The organism is Streptomyces sp. NPDC017520 (assembly GCF_044329855.1).
Lineage (GTDB): Bacteria > Actinomycetota > Actinomycetes > Streptomycetales > Streptomycetaceae > Streptomyces.
On sequence record NZ_JBIRKB010000010.1, the window covers coordinates 321,576 to 337,299 of the forward strand.

14 protein-coding genes, 1 tRNA gene and 1 pseudogene are annotated in these 15,724 nt (G+C 73.0%); 13 read left to right on the forward strand and 3 right to left on the reverse strand.

Annotated features, from left to right (window positions below; all coding sequences use genetic code 11):
- Window positions 1-2: 2 nt before the first annotated feature.
- From ACH4KB_RS24950 to ACH4KB_RS24970, 5 genes and pseudogenes are all read left to right on the forward strand, one after another.
- On the forward strand, window positions 3-374 hold the full coding sequence (locus ACH4KB_RS24950) for a DUF742 domain-containing protein (RefSeq protein WP_006128964.1): 372 nt from the start codon (window positions 3-5) through the stop codon (window positions 372-374).
- A complete protein-coding gene (locus tag ACH4KB_RS24955; RefSeq protein ID WP_398068115.1) occupies window positions 352-975 on the forward strand; it encodes a GTP-binding protein in 624 nt (207 codons plus the stop codon). Before ACH4KB_RS24950 ends, ACH4KB_RS24955 begins: the two co-directional genes overlap by 23 nt.
- Window positions 972-1,556: a GAF domain-containing protein gene (locus ACH4KB_RS24960; RefSeq protein WP_361866685.1), complete on the forward strand. Its 585-nt coding sequence runs from the start codon at window positions 972-974 to the stop codon at window positions 1,554-1,556. The genes ACH4KB_RS24955 and ACH4KB_RS24960 overlap by 4 nt, the downstream gene beginning before the upstream one ends.
- A gap of 179 nt (window positions 1,557-1,735) precedes the next feature.
- Window positions 1,736-1,840, forward strand: a pseudogene (locus ACH4KB_RS24965) (ABC transporter ATP-binding protein); the annotation flags it as partial.
- 31 nt (window positions 1,841-1,871) lie between these two features.
- Complete coding sequence (locus ACH4KB_RS24970) at window positions 1,872-2,282, forward strand: MmcQ/YjbR family DNA-binding protein (RefSeq protein WP_398068116.1); 411 nt, start codon at window positions 1,872-1,874, stop codon at window positions 2,280-2,282.
- 127 nt (window positions 2,283-2,409) lie between these two features.
- Here the strand turns inward: ACH4KB_RS24970 and ACH4KB_RS24975 are convergent, their stop codons facing one another.
- Together ACH4KB_RS24975 and ACH4KB_RS24980 are read right to left on the reverse strand one after the other, a co-directional pair.
- Window positions 2,410-3,312, reverse strand: a complete 903-nt coding sequence (locus ACH4KB_RS24975; RefSeq protein ID WP_398068117.1) for a transketolase family protein — start codon at window positions 3,310-3,312, stop codon at window positions 2,410-2,412.
- Between the two features lie 78 nt (window positions 3,313-3,390).
- A complete protein-coding gene (locus ACH4KB_RS24980; protein WP_398068118.1) occupies window positions 3,391-4,101 on the reverse strand; it encodes a transketolase in 711 nt (236 codons plus the stop codon).
- Window positions 4,102-4,228: 127 nt separating this feature from the next.
- Between ACH4KB_RS24980 and ACH4KB_RS24985 the strand changes: the two genes are divergently transcribed.
- The 4 genes from ACH4KB_RS24985 (at window position 4,229) to ACH4KB_RS25000 (ending at window position 6,351) form a co-directional block, all read left to right on the forward strand.
- Window positions 4,229-4,302 (forward strand) — tRNA-Pro (locus tag ACH4KB_RS24985).
- A gap of 678 nt (window positions 4,303-4,980) precedes the next feature.
- The gene (locus tag ACH4KB_RS24990; protein WP_398068119.1) at window positions 4,981-5,745 is read left to right on the forward strand and encodes a hypothetical protein; all 765 of its coding nucleotides are present in this window, start codon (window positions 4,981-4,983) and stop codon (window positions 5,743-5,745) included.
- A gap of 239 nt (window positions 5,746-5,984) precedes the next feature.
- Window positions 5,985-6,119 (forward strand): hypothetical protein, encoded by a 135-nt coding sequence (locus ACH4KB_RS24995; RefSeq protein ID WP_398068120.1) that lies wholly within the window; start codon window positions 5,985-5,987, stop codon window positions 6,117-6,119.
- Window positions 6,120-6,177: 58 nt separating this feature from the next.
- Complete coding sequence (locus ACH4KB_RS25000) at window positions 6,178-6,351, forward strand: hypothetical protein (protein WP_398068121.1); 174 nt, start codon at window positions 6,178-6,180, stop codon at window positions 6,349-6,351.
- A 74-nt stretch (window positions 6,352-6,425) separates the two neighbouring features.
- Here ACH4KB_RS25000 and ACH4KB_RS25005 read toward each other — a convergent pair whose 3' ends face one another.
- Entirely contained in the window at window positions 6,426-6,899 is a 474-nt protein-coding gene (locus tag ACH4KB_RS25005) for a MarR family winged helix-turn-helix transcriptional regulator (protein ID WP_398068122.1), read from the reverse strand.
- A gap of 277 nt (window positions 6,900-7,176) precedes the next feature.
- Between ACH4KB_RS25005 and ACH4KB_RS25010 the strand changes: the two genes are divergently transcribed.
- The 4 genes from ACH4KB_RS25010 (at window position 7,177) to ACH4KB_RS25025 (ending at window position 15,721) form a co-directional block, all read left to right on the forward strand.
- Window positions 7,177-8,112 (forward strand): NADP-dependent oxidoreductase, encoded by a 936-nt coding sequence (locus tag ACH4KB_RS25010; protein ID WP_398068123.1) that lies wholly within the window; start codon window positions 7,177-7,179, stop codon window positions 8,110-8,112.
- A gap of 285 nt (window positions 8,113-8,397) precedes the next feature.
- Window positions 8,398-9,258 (forward strand): DUF4132 domain-containing protein, encoded by an 861-nt coding sequence (locus ACH4KB_RS25015; RefSeq protein ID WP_398068124.1) that lies wholly within the window; start codon window positions 8,398-8,400, stop codon window positions 9,256-9,258.
- A complete protein-coding gene (locus ACH4KB_RS25020; RefSeq protein WP_398068125.1) occupies window positions 9,255-14,474 on the forward strand; it encodes a hypothetical protein in 5,220 nt (1,739 codons plus the stop codon). The genes ACH4KB_RS25015 and ACH4KB_RS25020 overlap by 4 nt, the downstream gene beginning before the upstream one ends.
- A complete protein-coding gene (locus ACH4KB_RS25025; RefSeq protein ID WP_398068126.1) occupies window positions 14,471-15,721 on the forward strand; it encodes an AAA family ATPase in 1,251 nt (416 codons plus the stop codon). The genes ACH4KB_RS25020 and ACH4KB_RS25025 overlap by 4 nt, the downstream gene beginning before the upstream one ends.
- Window positions 15,722-15,724: the final 3 nt, after the last annotated feature.

Sequence of the window (15,724 nt, forward strand, 5' to 3'; positions counted from 1 at the left end):
GGATGCCGGCCCCGCAGGACGGGCCCCTGCTCGACGACGCGGCCGGCCGGCTGATCCGCCCGTACACGATCAGCAACGGCCGCACCCGGCCGTCCACAGCGTTCGACCTGCTGTCCCTGATCATGGCCACGGGCATCGAGCCGGACATTCCGCTCGGCCCGGAGCACACCGTGGCCCTCGGCATGTGCGAAGGGCCGATGTCCGTCGCCGAGATCGCCGCACACCTCCGGCTGCCCGCGGTCGTCGCCAAGGTCATCCTCTCCGACCTGGTCGCCTGCGGCGCGGTCACCGCGCACGCTCCCGCTTTCCATGACATGCCCACCGACCGATCCCTGCTGGAGGCAGTGCTCGATGGTTTACGACGACAGCTCTGACCGCACCCGAACCTCCGAGTTCTTCCCCGTGGCACTCAAGATCCTGGTCGCCGGTGGATTCGGGGTCGGCAAAACGACGTTCGTGGGCGCGGTCAGCGAGATCGCGCCGCTGAGCACCGAGGAACTGCTGACCCAGGTCAGTGTGGGGACGGACGATCTGGAGGGCGTCGAGTCCAAGACGGCCACCACCGTAGCCATGGACTTCGGCCGCATCACCCTCTCCGAGCAGCACGTGCTCTATCTGTTCGGCACGCCGGGCCAGGAACGCTTCTGGTTCATGTGGGACGAACTCTCCCAGGGCGCGCTCGGGGCCGTGGTGCTGGCCGACACCCGGCGCCTCGCCGAATGCTTCGCCGCCGTGGACTTCTTCGAACGGCGCGGCATCGGATTCATCGTCGCCGTCAACGAGTTCGACGGCGCCTACCGCTACGAGCCGGACGAGGTCCGGGCCGCGCTCGACCTCGGGCCCGAGGTGCCCGTCGTCCTGTGCGACGCCCGGATCGCCAGCTCCGGAACGGGCGCCCTCGTCACCCTCGTACAACACCTCATCAACGCCACCACGGCGCCCGCCCCACTACAGACCTTCGGAGCCCACCCGTGACATCCTTCGCCACCGGCCGGATGCTCCTGACGCCCACCGACCGGCACGGCCCGGCCCGCGCGGAGCGGCTGCGCAAGCTGGATCTCGGCGAACGTCCCGACGCCTCCTACGACAACTTCGACGCCTTCGCCGACAAGGTGGCCGAAGTCACCGCCACGCCCTTCTCGATGGTCAACTTCATCGACGAGAACCGGCAGTTCTTCGCGGGACTGCACACTCCGACGGGCAACCGCGGTGGTCAGGACCTCGGATCGGCCGCGGCGGGCAGCAACCGCAGCAGCCGGTACATGGCCCGCGACCACGGCTACTGCCCGCACGTCCTCGTCCGACGCAAGGCCCTCGTCCTGGACGACGTCTGCGACTACCCGCGCTTCGCGGGCAATCCGGTGGTGGACGACATAGGCATCCGCTCCTACCTCGGGGCGCCGCTGATCGACCGCACCGGCATCGCGCTGGGCACCGTCTGTGCCGTCGACACCGTGCCGCGCCCCTGGGGCCGGGCCGGGCTCGACACCATCAAGTCGCTCGCCCATGAACTCGTCCGCCAGATCGACGACCGGGAGGGCCACCACCCCCTCTGACACCCCCCCCCGCGGGTGGTGCCGCACCCAACTCCCGGCCGGCGCACCGACGCTGCTCCGCAGGACCACGTTGCCCTCGATCCGCAGCACCCGGGAGCGCCCCGCCCCCGACGGTGTCCGCGACGCGAGGACGCCTGCCAGCACGGACTTTCCGACGGTAGGCAGCCGCGTCGCGCTCTGCCCCGCGCCCCGGCATCGTCACGGAAATCATCGAGGTGGGCCCGCCCGTCGAGCGCGACTACGGCGGGACGCTGGGCCGCCCGGCGTTCCGCGCGCATCCGTGATCTGCTGGGCGCGGAGAAACGGAGGCCCGGGATGACCGACGACGCCGCGATCACCGCCGCCGATGTCCGCTCGGCCGCGCTGTCCCTGCCGGACACCACGGAGAAGCTCGCCTGGGGGCAGCCGACCTTCCGGGTGGCGGGCAGAATCTTCGCCTCGCTCGGCGACGACGAGACGGCGATGGGTGTGAAGTGCCCCCAGGAGGACCGTGCCGAGCTGATCGCCGCCGAGCCGGAGAAGTTCTTCATCCGTGACGGGCACGACGACCACTACGCCTGGATGCGCGTCCGGCTGTCCGCCCTGGAGGACGCGGATGAGCTGGCCGCCATCCTCGCCGACTCCTGGCGGCAGGTCGCCCCGCGCCGACTGGTGGCGGCGCACCCGGAGCTGGACGTGTCGGGGGATGGGGTGGCAGGGGAGAGCGAGGGTGAGGACGAGGGGTGAGCGCGACGGCCCGAACGTGCGGGCTTGCCTCCGGCCGGGCTGACGGGGCGGGCGGATCGCGGGGGCGTGCCCGGGCCGGCCGGGCTGACGGGCGGAGTCGGCGGGTCGGGTGGGTGGGCCCTGCGGATCAGGGGCGCAGGAAGCCGGTGATCCGCTTCCGCAGGCCCTGCGGGTCCAGGCCGTGTGCCGCGAGGTGCTCCTCCAGCTGCCCGTACCGACGCAGTTCGGCGCGGCCCACCCCCAGCCCGAGCACCCGGTGGGGCAGGTCGATCAGCGCTTCGCCCGCCGCGGTGGCGGAGGTGCCCGCCAGATAGGGCTCCACGATCACCACGTCCGCGGTCGTGGCCGCACCGGCGGCCCGGCGCACCCCCGCCGCGTCGAACGGCCGCACGGTCGTCGCGTACAGCACGGTGACGTCCAGCCCCTCGGTGGCGGCGAGGACGTTGTCGAGCATGGGGCCGACCGCGATCACGGTCCCGCGCCGCCCTTCGCGCACCTCGGTGAACCCCGCCGTGCCGCTCACCGGCAGCGCCTCCCGGTTCGCCTGGAGCGAGAGGCGTACGTACACCCGGTCGTCGCCGGCGACGGACTCCCGCAGCAGTGCCTCGGCCTCGTCCGGATGGCCCGGCACATGCACGGTCCAGCCGTCGAGCGTGTCCAGGAGGGCCACGTCACCGGGGGACATGTGCGTGAAGCCCCCGGCCGGCCAGTCGTACGAGGCGCCGGCGCTCACCAGGATCCCCCCGACCCCCTGGTGGCCGAAGTCCAGCTTGACCTGCTCGAACGGTCGCTCGACCAGGAAGCTGGCGAAGGTGTGCACGATCGGCCGCATTCCCGTCAGCGCCATCCCCGCGCCGGCCCCGACCAGCAGTTGCTCCCGGATCCCGACGTTGATGACCCGGTCCGGGTGGGCACGCCGGGCCGGGGCGAAGCCGTCGGCGCTGATGTCGGCGAGCACGACGGCCAGCCGTGGCTCCTCGTCCAGGAGTCGCGAAGCGGTGCTGATGAATCGGTCACGCATGGTGTCCATGAAGGGGTCCCTCCCGGGGGCTCCGGTGTGCGCAGCGGCGGTGGTGCGGTGGTGGTCGTACGGGGTCGGTCGGTGCGGTCAGTTCTTGGGTTCGACGCGGGCGACTACGGCCAGCGGTTTACCCGGGTGGGGTGTGGTGAACGCCGTGTACAGGGCCTCGTGGTCGCGACCGTCCACGGTCACCGCCCCCCACCCGGCGGACGTGAAGCGGGAAGCGATGCCGCCGGGCCAGCCGTGCGTGGCGGACGCGTTGTCGATCACGAGTGTGTGCAACTGTTCGAGTCCGGCGGGGCCCGCGTGGGCGATGGCCTCGTGATTGCTGCCCTCGTCCAGTTCGGCGTCGCCGATCAGGACCCACACCCGGGGGTCGGTGAGGCCCTGGGCGCGCAGCCCGAGCACTGTTCCGACGGCGAGCGGCAGCCCGTGCCCGAGGGATCCGCTGCCGATCTCCGCCCCCGGCACCAGCAGCCGGTCCGGGTGGTGGCCGAGCGGCGAGTCGTACGTTCCGAAGCCGGGCAGCAGCTCCTCGCCGAAGAAGCCGTGCGCGGCGAGGACGGCGTAGTACGCCATCGGTCCGTGCCCCTTGGACAGGAGGAAGCGGTCCCGCCCGGGGGCCTCGGCCGTGTCCGGGGTGACGCGGAGCACTCTGTCGTAGAGCACCCACAGGGCGTCGAGCGTGGAATGGGCGGCGGGGGCGTGCTTCTCGGCGCCGGTCATCAGGGCGATCAGGCGGTCGAGGTCATGGAATGCGAGGGGGCCGCGTACGGGTGAGACGGTCGTGTTCGTCATGACACCGAGCGTTCAACATCAACCACGGTTGAGGTCAAGCGCGGAATGGTGTTGGTGACCACCTGCTGGAGTGCGGTATTGTTCTCATGCACGTTCGGCCAGGGGAAACCCCAGGTCAGACGGGCAACGGGACGTGGCGCAGCTTGGTAGCGCACTTGACTGGGGGTCAAGGGGTCGCAGGTTCAAATCCTGTCGTCCCGACTGGAGACAGTCGCAGGTCAGGGCCGGTTTCGGAGCAATCCGAAACCGGCCCTTGATCGTTTTTGGGGACCAGGTGGGGCCGGCTGGGAATCCGGCGTCCTTGACCGGGTCAGCGGGTCATGGCGATGGGGCTCGGCAGTGGAGGTGCTCGGGGTGAGGCAGCCCTCGTCGAGTGGCAGCCCATGCCCAGGCGTCACACACCATCAGCAGGCCGGGAGCAGGCTCCGACGTGTCGTTGAGCATGGCGAAGAGTGCTGTGTGGGCTCGGGAGCCCCGGGACCTGAGGGCCCCACGGGGCATGGGCCCGCGGGGGCCTCGTCGTCGTACGGCATATCCAGGAGCTGGGTCAGCACGAATGCCTCGCGGCGGTCGTCCGGCAGTTATTAGCGAGGGGCATCAGTGTGTTCACCGTGCCCGACGAACTCGCCAGCGCCTCGGCCGCCACTCCTTGGTGGCCGCGACTGCACGAATCCCTCGGAGCCCAGGCCTCCAGATCCTCGCCGCCCTCCGCTTATCGACGACGGCCTATGGACTCTCGCCGCTGCGAGCGGACTGCCGGTACAGATGCTGCTGCACCAAAGGGTGCCTTGACCGGTCCGGGCACGGCAGTAACGATGACGGCCATGATCAGGTGCCGCTCGCACCGTGCTGTCGGTGGGGCATGGCACGGTGACATCCATGACCGCAACCGCATCTGAGACCGTCCGTGATGCCGGGCGGGCCCTTGGCGTACCCGAGTCGGTGACCGAGGCGTTCGTCCGCCTCCTGCGCCCCTGCGTCTACCTCTGCCGCTACGAGCAACTGCCGGAAGAGCTGAGGAAGAACGCCGCTCCGGCTGCTCATGCAGGCGGGCCCGCTCATCTGCCGGAGGGTGTGGTCGTGCCCGCGTACGTGCCGCACGTGGTGACCGTCGACTGCGCGGCCATACCCGCCGACGTCCTCGACATCGACTTTCCCACCGACGGCCAGGTGGTCATCCTCGCCGAAGTCACGGACCAGGACGAAGGCTTCGTCATCCACCTGCCGACGGGGACCGAAACCGTCGAACGCCACTCCCGGGAAGCGGAGCCGGACGGCCCGGCGTCCTACGCATCGTTCCCGCTGTACGCGGTACCCGGAACCACCATGCCCGGCGCTCTCCACCGGTCGCACGTGGCGGAAGCGGTCGACTACGTCGAGGGGGACGCCGAGCGAGCCCGCCTCGTGGACAGCCTGGTGGATGAGATGGGGGCGATTCTCGCCGTGCGCTGGGGGTACGGCATTCAGCTCGGCGGCTTCTCTCCTGCCTGGCACGATCCATTGGAGGACCGGGGAAACGTACTGTTCATGTCCATCCCCGAGAGCGCGGTCTTCGGCGGGGACTGCATCACCCTCGTCTCGGGGTCTCGGGAGCAGATCGCGGAGCGCCGCTACGACGAACTCGAATTCGAGGTCGAGTCCTGACCGGAGACCACGAGCCATCGACCGCAGGACGGCAGCCGCGGGCCGCGATCTCGGCACGTTCGATGATCAGAGCATCGGCCGGCCGAGCGCGCGCCCGCCGCCGACGTGCATGGACATGTGGTACCGCGCGAAGTTCCAGCAGCCGCGCGACGAGGTGAGGCTGGCCGAGCTGCTGTGCTACGTCCAGCAACTGGTGGCCTACAAACGATCGCACCCGGGGGGACGACCTGCCGACGCGGTTGATCGAGTCGGGCGCGCTGACCGGGGACGAGCTGGAGGTGATGGTCATGACGTTGATCGGCGCCGGTCACATCACCACGATCCAGTTCCTCGGCGCCACCATCCTGCGCCGCCGCCCTGGACCTCACCCATGACGCTCGCCCGCACCTGGCGTTCGGCCACGGCGCGCACACCTGCCTGGGCAGCCACCTGGTGAAGCTGGAGACGGAGATCGCGATCACCACGCTGTTCGGCCGCCTGCCCGACCTGACCCTGGACATCCCGAGCGGCGAGGTCGCATGGGGCTATGCCCCGACGTTCCGCGGCCCCCAGGCCCTCCCGGTCACCTTCACCCCCTCCACGAGCCGACCACCCCGCCCCCGCTGAGAAGCCCTTCCTCGACGAGGAAGTGCGTGCTGCACGGACAGCGGCGTACACCCGCGCGGGCGCGGCCCTGGTGCTCAGCCTCCTTCGAGTTCCCGGCGCACGGTGGCGGCGATGCGGGTCAGCGCGGTTTCGAGGTGGCGGCGCTGGGCGGCGCTGAGCGGATCGAACACGAGCCGCTTCACCTGCGCGACGTGTTCCGGTGCGCTCTCGACGAGCTTCTGCCGGCCGGCGTCGGTCAGGGAGGCGAGGGTGTATCGGCCGTCGCCGGGGTCGGTTCGGCGGGCGACCCAGTCGCGGGCCTCGAACCGGTCCATCACCTTCGAGAGCCGGGGCTGGGTGCTGTCGCAGAGCCGGGCCAGTTCGCTGAGCCGCATTGTGGCCTCGTCGGCCATGGAGAGCTGGGCCAGGACGCCGTACTCGAAGTTGGAGATACCGGCGTCTCGCTGCAGTTGACGGTCGAGGGCCGCCGGGAGGGCGATGACGACCGTGAGCAGCGCCTGCCAGAGGTCCTGCTGGTCGTCGTCGAGCCAGGGTGACTGAGTGTCCATGTGCCTCATCATACTTGCCCGGGCAAGTCTCATCACTTGCCTGGGCAACTCGTCGTGGACTACCTTCTGACTTGCCTCGGCAAGTGAAAATATTTTCCTGGGCAAGTGAAGGGGTCCCTTGTGAAGGGGTCCCTTTCCGATGGCGGCGGCGCGAGCGGCCCGGCCGGCGTACCGGTCGTGCGACCGCCGGACGCCGAGCGCCCCGAAACGCTTCACCGTCCCGCCCGACCGCCCCAGCCGCGGGCGGCGGAGTCAACACACCCTGGAGGAAAGTGCCATGAAGGCCATACGTTTCCACGAGTTCGGCAGCAGCGAGGTCCTGCGCCACGAGGACGTCGAGCGCCCGGTCCCCGGCGCCGGTCAGGTGCTGGTGCGGGTGGCGGCCACGTCGTTCAACCCGGTCGACGACCACATCCGCGCCGGCTTCCTGGCCGAGATGATCCCGATCGCCTTCCCGTACGTTCCCGGGCTCGACCTGGCGGGCACCGTGGCCGAACTCGGTGCGGACGTGACCGGCCCGGAGGTCGGCGACCGCGTCGTGGCGATGCTGCCCCTCGACTCCGCCGGCGGCGCAGCCGAGTACGTGCTCGTCCGGGCCGAGTCACTCGCCCCCGCGCCCCGGACGACCGAGCTGGTCGACGCCGCGGCGCTGCCGCTGACCGGGCTGGCGGCCTGGCAGACGCTGTTCGAGCTCGCCGAGCTGAAGCCCGGTCAGACCGTGCTGGTCAACGGAGCGGGGGGCGCGGTCGGCAGCCTCGTGGTGCAGCTCGCCGTCGACGCGGGGGCGCACGTGACGGCGGTCGACGCACCGCGGCACGCCGGCCGCCTTCGGGGTTACGGTGCGGACCGGGTCACCGGCCCCCTCGACCTCGCTGCGGGCCCGGGCGCCGTGGGCGGCCCGTTCCAGGTCGTGGTGAACCACGTTCGTGTCTCGCCGGAGGAGCTGGCGCGGTTGACGAGCTACGTCGCCGACGGCGGGGTAGCCGCCAGCACGGCCGGTCCGGTCCCGGAAGACCCCGCCCGGGGTGTACGCAGCGCGAGCCTGTGGGTCCGCAGCGACGGCGCCCAACTGACCGAGCTGGTCGCCAAGGTGGATGCCGGCAAGCTTCGGGTCCACGTCGCCGCCCACCGCCCGGCGGCCGAGCTGGCCGCCGTACATGAGGACGCCGGCGCCGGGCGGCTGCCCGGCAAGACGGTCGTGCTCGCTCCCTGACCGCACCCGAGCGGGCCGCACGCTGTCCCGCGTGCGCTCTCGCCGCTCACGCCGGACGTTCCGCCCGTTGCTCCGGCGGGTCCCTCGACGTGGCGGACCGGAGCTCGGCGCACGGCGGGCGCTCCTCCCGGGGCGCCTGCCGCAGGACGCTGGTGAGGGGGCCCGGGCCCAATGTCACTGGGGCCGCCTAGAGTCTCTCCCACTCGTCACGGTGCGTTGCCGTCGACGGGTCTCATCAGCGTGCCACCGGTTCGGCGGCCGTTCGGAAACAGGGGAGAACAGCGCATGGGGTGGGTGTCGGCAGGCGACTACGAAGTCGCTCTGGAAGCGGGCAAGGTGGTCTGCCGCAACGGGAAGGGGCGGCGGCTGAAGTCCGTTCCGGCCAAGTTGAAGGACGATCCGGCGGTCGTGGGTCTCCGGCAGCTGACCGAGTGGATGGAGCGGCACGAACGCCGGTGCCTGACCGACGTCGAGCAGTGGATGGTGCGCTCGCTGCCCGTTCCCACAGCCGTGCTCGCCAGGGTCTGGCCCGACCCGGCGTGGCAGGCGGCCCTGCGGGACGTGGTGGTCACCGGCGCGGACGGCGGGGTCGCCGGGTTCCTGCGCGACGTCGATCCCGAGCGCGGTCTCGGCCTCGTCGACCTGGACGGAGACACGGTCCGCATCACCCCGGACGTGGTGAGCGTGCCCCACCCCGTGCTCCTCGACGACCTCGACGAACTGCGGGAGTTCGCGGTCGAGCTGGGAGTGCGCCAGAACGTGGAGCAGCTGTTCCGCGAGGTGTGGCGCCGGCCGCCGCGCCTCGCCCCGGAGACCACCTCCGTGGATACGTACGCCGGCGGCGTGTTCAAGGAACTGCGCTTCCTGCACGGCCGCGTCACTCAGCTCGGGTACCGGTCACGCGGGGGATACGCGGTCTGCCCGGTGGTCGAGGACGGCGCGACCGCCGAGGCACGCATCTGGGTCGGCGAACACGACGGGTACGACGCGTACGACACCGAGACGGGCCCCCTGGGCTGGACCGACCCCGCGGGGCGCGCGCTGACGGCGGCCGAGGTCGGCCCTGTGGCGTGGTCGGAGGGCATGCGGATGGCGGCGGCGCTCTACGCCGGCCGCGACGTCGAGGACGAGGAGCGGGCGGCATGAGCATCACGACGACGAACACGTACGCGAACACGACGGCAGCGCACGCGCCCACGACGGCAGCGGACGCGGCGTCCCTTCCCGGCCAGGCCAGGGGCGAGAGCGCCTCCGGCTCCGCCGCCCGGGCCCGCGCGACAGCCCTGCTGGACGCGGGCGCGATCCTCCCGGCCGGCACCACCGACCGGGACGACGCCGACGCGCTGACCGCCCGCACCTACACGCACACCGCCCTCGGCGACCGCCCCGTGGTCCGCCTCGTGCCCGGCACACTCGGCGAAGCGGAGGACCTGGCCCTGGAGTTCCTCGGGCTGGCCCGGACCGCCGAGGCCCCCGTAGTGGGTCAGGTGCGCCGCGAGACGCTGGGCTTCCCGGCCTGGGCGCTGGTCAACGACCCGGCCAACGGGCACCACGCCCTGGCCCTGGTCAAGGACATCGAGCGGCTGGGCCGGCAGGCCATGGGCCGTGCCGGAGCGGCCAAGGAGGGCTTCGACGCCCTCGGCACCCGGCTCGGCCGGGCCGTGCCCCACTTCCTCCCCACCTACTACGAGCAGGTGGCACGCCTCTTCCTCCAGGCCGAGAACACCAGCTACGCCGCCTCCTTCTTCGGCAAGGCCCGCGAGGCCGAGCGGGTGCACGGGCTGGTCGTGGACGAGGAGCGGCAGCGCGCTGTCTTCCTGGAGTTCGCCCTCGTCGGCGCGCTGACCGTCAAGGCGCTCCGGCAGTACGTACGGGACCTGGTGGCCCGGCTCGCACCGGCGGACGCCTGGGCGCAGTTCCGCCGTCTGCTGGTCGAGCGCTGTGCGGCCGGCATGCCGCCGTACGCGGCGCTGCCGCAGGACGTGCGCGCGCTGGTCAAGGCCGCCGGGCTGGACCGCGAGGCCGCCGAACGCGAGCTGGTGGCCGATCTGATCGGCTCGCCGGGAGTCGTCCGCGCCCCCGCCTCGTTCTGGGAGACCTACCGCTCCTCGCTCGTCGAACTCGCCCGACGAGACGCGGCCGTGAAGGCCCGGCTCCTGGGCTTCTTCCCGGAGACCTTCAGCGAGCGCGGCCGGGACGCGCACGGCGAACCGGGCTGGCTCGCCCTGCTGGCCGAGTCCGGCGCCGATGAGCTCCTGACCGCCCTCCCGGACAACTCCGGCGACCCGACGTCCGACTCCGCCGCCCTCTCCACCCCGCCCGTCTCCCCGGCGGACTGGCTCGCCCGCTGGGAGGCACACCGCGGGCGCGGCCGGGTCACCTCGGGCCGCTGCCCGGCGACCCTCGGTCTGACCGCCCGGATGGCGGACCGGCTGCGCGCCGACGGGCACCCCGTCGAACTGTTCCAGGGCCGCTGGCAGCGCACCGCCGACCTGGACCTTCTCGACTTCTGCCTGGCCTCCGGCATCCCCGTCGCCGAGCCGGACGACCAGGACGCGGGGACCGCGCGGTCCCTCGGATTCCCGATCGGCCCGTGGCTCATCGACACCACGCCCGGCGCGCGGGACCTCACCGCCGTTGCCGAACGCCCGTTCTTCCGCGCCCTGCTGAGCCGGAACCTCGGGGACCTGGGCGACGGACACCGCCAGCGCCTGAGCGACGCCGGCCTGGCCAAGGTCGCGGCGCACCCGGTGCTCTCCGTCATCCTGCGGGAGTGGCTGACCGCCCGCGCCGAGGAGTACACGGCCGCGCGCGGGCTCCCCGGGCTGCGCACCGCCCTCAACAGGCTCTCGTCGTTCCGGTCCGTGGTCGCGGACGTCGCCCCGGAAGCCGTACGACTCGTCGAGAGCCACGACGTCGTACCGCTGCTCGCTGCCACCCTGCGTACCGGCGTCCTCGACGAACTGGGCTGGCCCGCGCTCGACGAGACCTACGCCGAACTGGCCGCCGAGGCCGCCGAGGCCGCGCGCCATCAACGCAACCGGCGGGAGAGCGTCGGCGTCACCGGCGCCTGGCCCGCGCTGATCCTCAACACCCTCGAACGGGCCGTCGTCGTCGGCCCGGAAGGTGTTCTGCTGCGGCACACCCTGCGGCTCCCCGTCGCCGTCGACCACTGGCGGACGATCGCTCTGCGTTACGTCGACGGCGAGTTGCTGGTCATGTGGTGGGAGGACGGCAAGCAGCGCGGCTACTGGTCGCACCGCCCCGCCGAGGTCTTCACCGTCGGCGGAGAACAGCTCCCCCGCTGGGGCGGTTCCGACCCCTCGGACGAGGTCTGCCTGCCGCTGCCGGGCGGCGGCCGCGCCACGGGCGGCAAGGCCCTGCACGCGGGCGACACCTCCCTCCCGCCCCAGCGCGCCGTCATCTCCGACGGCACCGGCCACTGGCGCGAGGGCCACCAGGGAACCCAGCGGGTGTGGCTGGAGTACGACCCGGCCGGCGGCACGCACGGCCGCGCGTCCCTCCCCGCCTTCCTCCGCTCCGGGGTGCGCGACGGCGCCCGGCTGCTCGCCGAGCACTGCCAGGTGCTGCCGCTCCAGCCCGGTCTGGAGACCACCCCGTTCGGCACCGACGGCATCGTCCTCGGCCGCTGGGTCCGCCGCACGGTCACCGAGACCGGCACGGCCGCCCCCGCCGACGGGCACCGCATCGTCGCCGGCACCCCCGACGGCCGCACGGTCACCCTGCCGCACCCGCTGCCCGGCGGCGGCTCCCCGGTGCCGCTCGGCGCCCTCGCCCTGCCCGGCGGATCGAGGCCGGTCGCGGTCCTGGGCCACCGCTCCGTGGAGGCGCACCCGGCGGACACCGACGGTACCGGCGGCAACCTGTGGTCCGTCACCCCCGGCCGCTCCGGCGGGAACGACGCGGCGGGCACTCCCTACGTGCCGCCCGTCTCCTACTGGCACGCCCTGCGCCCGAGGGACGAACGGGGCTCCCTGGCCCTGCGCAACCTGACGGACTCCCGGGCGGAGGAGCTGTTCAACGAGGTCGCCGCCGCGGTCGCCCGGCACCTGGAGGCGTTCCGGGCCGTCGAGGAGTACACCGGGCCCTCCTCGCGGGAGCTGACCGAGGAGGCCGCAGCCCGGGTGCTGCCCGAGGTGTCCGACGCCCGGCTCCTCGCCGGTGTCACCGCGCTCGTCCGGGACGCGGTGGACCGGGCCGTCTCCGCCGCCCGGTATGTGGAACCCCCCGAGCCCGTGGAGCCGGCCACTCCCCGCGACACCGCGCGCACGAAGGGCATGTTCTTCGACCACGAGCCCGAGCACGGCGACGACGCGACGCTGCGGGACGCCTCCGCCTGGGGCTCCGAGCGGATGCACGGCAGCTGGTGGGGAGGCGGGCACCGGTGGACCGTGATCCGCCAGATCCTCGCCGTCAACCATGTTCTCGGCGGCGGGCCGGCGTTCGGCCCGCCCACCCCGTCGAAGGTCCCGTTCACCCCTGTGGACGGCTGGCAGCGGGACGAGTACACCGTGCCCGGAGACTCCCTCACCTGGCTCTCCCTCCTCGACAAGCTGCCCGAACTGGCCTACCGGGCCGCCTCGGAGACCACCTCGGCCGAGCACCGCACCGGGCTCCTCGTGCTGCTGGAAGCGCTCGCCGCGGGCCCGCTGGCCGACCCGGCGGGCACGGTCCGGCAGGTGGAGCTCGTCGAACCGCTCGGCGGAGCGACGCCCGGGCGGGGACGCCCCGAGGCCGTGCACCGCCTCGGCCAGGTGCTCCGCAAGGGCACCCGCACCGTCGTCGTCCTCACCGACCGCGGCCGGAACACCCGGGACGACGCGGCCCGCTGGCTCGCCCTGGACCACGACCCGACCGGCGCCTTCGGCCCCGTCCCCGGCTTCACCCTGGACCGCGAGCGCGTACACCGGCACGGCATCGCCTGCGACCGGCTCACCAAGCTCACCGCCCTGGTACGGGAGCAGGGCCCGGCGCCCTGGCGCCCGGAGGCCGCCGAGGCGTTCCACACGGCCACCGGAATCGGTCCCCTCCAGTCCGCCGCCCTGCTGTCGGCGGCCGTCCAGGAGCCCGGCGCCGAGGCGCTCGTGCTGCTCGGTGCGAAGACACGTGCCTTCGAGGAAGCCGTGGCACGGCTGGACGCCCTGCCCCGCGACGACCGGCACGCCCTGCTCCGGGCGCTGCTGCCCGAGGACCCGGCCGAGCTGTGGTCCACCGGCCCCGACGTCCGGGCCGCCGCCGAGGTCTGGCAGGAGCGTCTGGCCTCCCTCGTCCGCGTCCCGGAGGAGCTGGACCTCGATCTCTCGGGCACCACCCCGGGCGCCGTCGACCTGGTCCTCAACGCGGCCTCCCGGCCCTGGCTCGCCCACGGCACCGCCGTCCAGGACGGCACCGGCCGCCCGGGCCCCCGCGTGACGGGCGCACGCGGTACGGTCTCCTCCGCCCTGACCGCCCTGCACACCCTCGCCTACACGCTGCCGTACGGGCACCCCCTCCGGGCCCACCTGCCCGTCGGGCTCGCGGCCCTGCGCGGCCGCCTCGCCGACCCGGACCTGGTGCTGGACCTCGGTCTGCACTGGACCGAGTCGGGAGGCCCGATCGGCGCCACGGTCCGCGCCGCCCACGGGCTCCCCGAGTCCGGCGGCGCCGACGCCGACGGACTGGTCCGGGCCGGCACGGCGCTGCTCCTCACCCCCGGTTACGGCGACAAGGAGAAGCTGCTGATCCGCCCGGCCGGCCTGGCGGGCCCCGACGACCCGGCGTTCGGCCTCGTCGAGGGCACCGTCAGCAGTCACGGCACCGGCGATCTGCTCGCCCTGCGAGCCCTGCTGGGTGAGGAGACCGACCTGCTGGCCTCGGCGGGCGCCCCCGACGGCTCCCCGCACCACCCGGCCCAGGACCCGACGCGTGCGGTGCCGCACCTGGTTGCCGAGGCCGCGGACGCCCTCGACCTGAGCGCGGACACCGCCGCCCTCTACCTGATGCTGCTCGCCCTGCCCGACCCCACGGACCGCAACTGCGTCCGCTGGACGGAGTGGAAGCCCGCACGGATCAAGAAGGCCCGGGCGGAACTGGCCGCCACCGACCTCGTCGTGGAGGCGAAGCGCTCCCGCGCCGGCCGCACCCTGTTCCTCCCCTGCGGCTGGCTGGAACGCGGAGCCCCCGCACTGCCGCTGGAGACCTGGAAGGAACGCCTGTACCCGGTGGCCGGGTCCACCCGGACCCTGCCCCACCTCTCCGTGCCCGCGCTGTACGAGGCCGCCTGGACACGGGTCCGCGACGGCGACGCCCCCGCCTTCGAAGAACTGGACACCCGCGCAACCCGGAAGGGCCGCCGTCGATGACGAACGACAACACGACCACCACTACCACCCCGGAAGACACCGCCACGGGCAGCACCGCCACGGGCCGCATCCCGGGCCGGGCGGCGCCCGGCCGGGAGCGGGAGCACCGCCAGATCACGCTCCCCGAGGACCGGTACGCCACCGAGCTGGCCTTCCTCGCCGCCCACGACCCCGGCCCCAGGCCCCCCGGCTGGCTGCTCACTCCGCGCGCCGTCGTCACCTTCGTGACGGGCAGCGCGGGCGAGCCACTGGCCTTGCCGAAGGGCGCCGCCCCCGGCGCCGGGGTGCCGCGCCGCCTGGTGATCGAGCAGAAGTTCGTCGGCGAACGCGCCCTGGTCGAACGGTGCGTGGTCACACTCGCCGGGGAGCGCGGACTCCTCCTCGTCGGCGAACCCGGCACCGCCAAGTCCATGCTCTCCGAACTGCTGTCGGCAGCCGTCTGCGGGACCAGCGCACTCACCGTGCAGGGGACCGCGGGCACCACCGAGGACCAGCTCAAGTACGGCTGGAACTACGCGCTGCTGCTCGCCCAGGGGCCCACCGAGCAGGCCCTGGTGCCCTCCCCGGTACTCACCGCCATGACCCGGGGGGCCGTCGCCCGCGTCGAGGAGGTCACCCGCTGCCTGCCGGAGGTCCAGGACGCTCTCGTCTCGCTGCTCTCCGAGCGGCGGATCGCGGTCCCCGAACTCGCGGGAAGCGAGAGTGCCCAGGTGCACGCGGCCCCCGGGTTCACGCTCATCGCCACCGCCAACCTGCGGGACAAGGGCGTCTCGGAGATGTCCGCCGCGCTGAAGCGTCGCTTCAACTTCGAGACCGTGGGCCCCATCGGGGACGTGGACGCCGAGACCGCGCTCGTACGGCGCCAGTCGCGGGCAGCCGTCGAACGCGTGGGCGCCGCCTACCAGGTGGACGACGCGGTCCTCGAAGCCCTGGTCACCGCATTCCGGGACCTGCGCGACGGCCGCTCCGTGGAGGGCTGGGAGGTGGAGCGCCCCTCCACGGTGATGAGCACGGCGGAGGCGGTGTCCGTCGCGGGCTCCCTCGGCCTGGCCGCCGCCTACTTCCCCGGCGACCGGGACGTGCTCTCCCTCCTGCCCGGCCATCTGCTCGGCGTCGTCCGCAAGGACGACCCCGCCGACGCGGCACGGCTGCTGGGGTACTGGGACGGCCCGGTGCGCAGACGCGCCGAGCAGGGGGCGGCCACCTGGCGTGCCCTGTGGGACCTGCGCGCGGTGCTGGAGAACTGACGG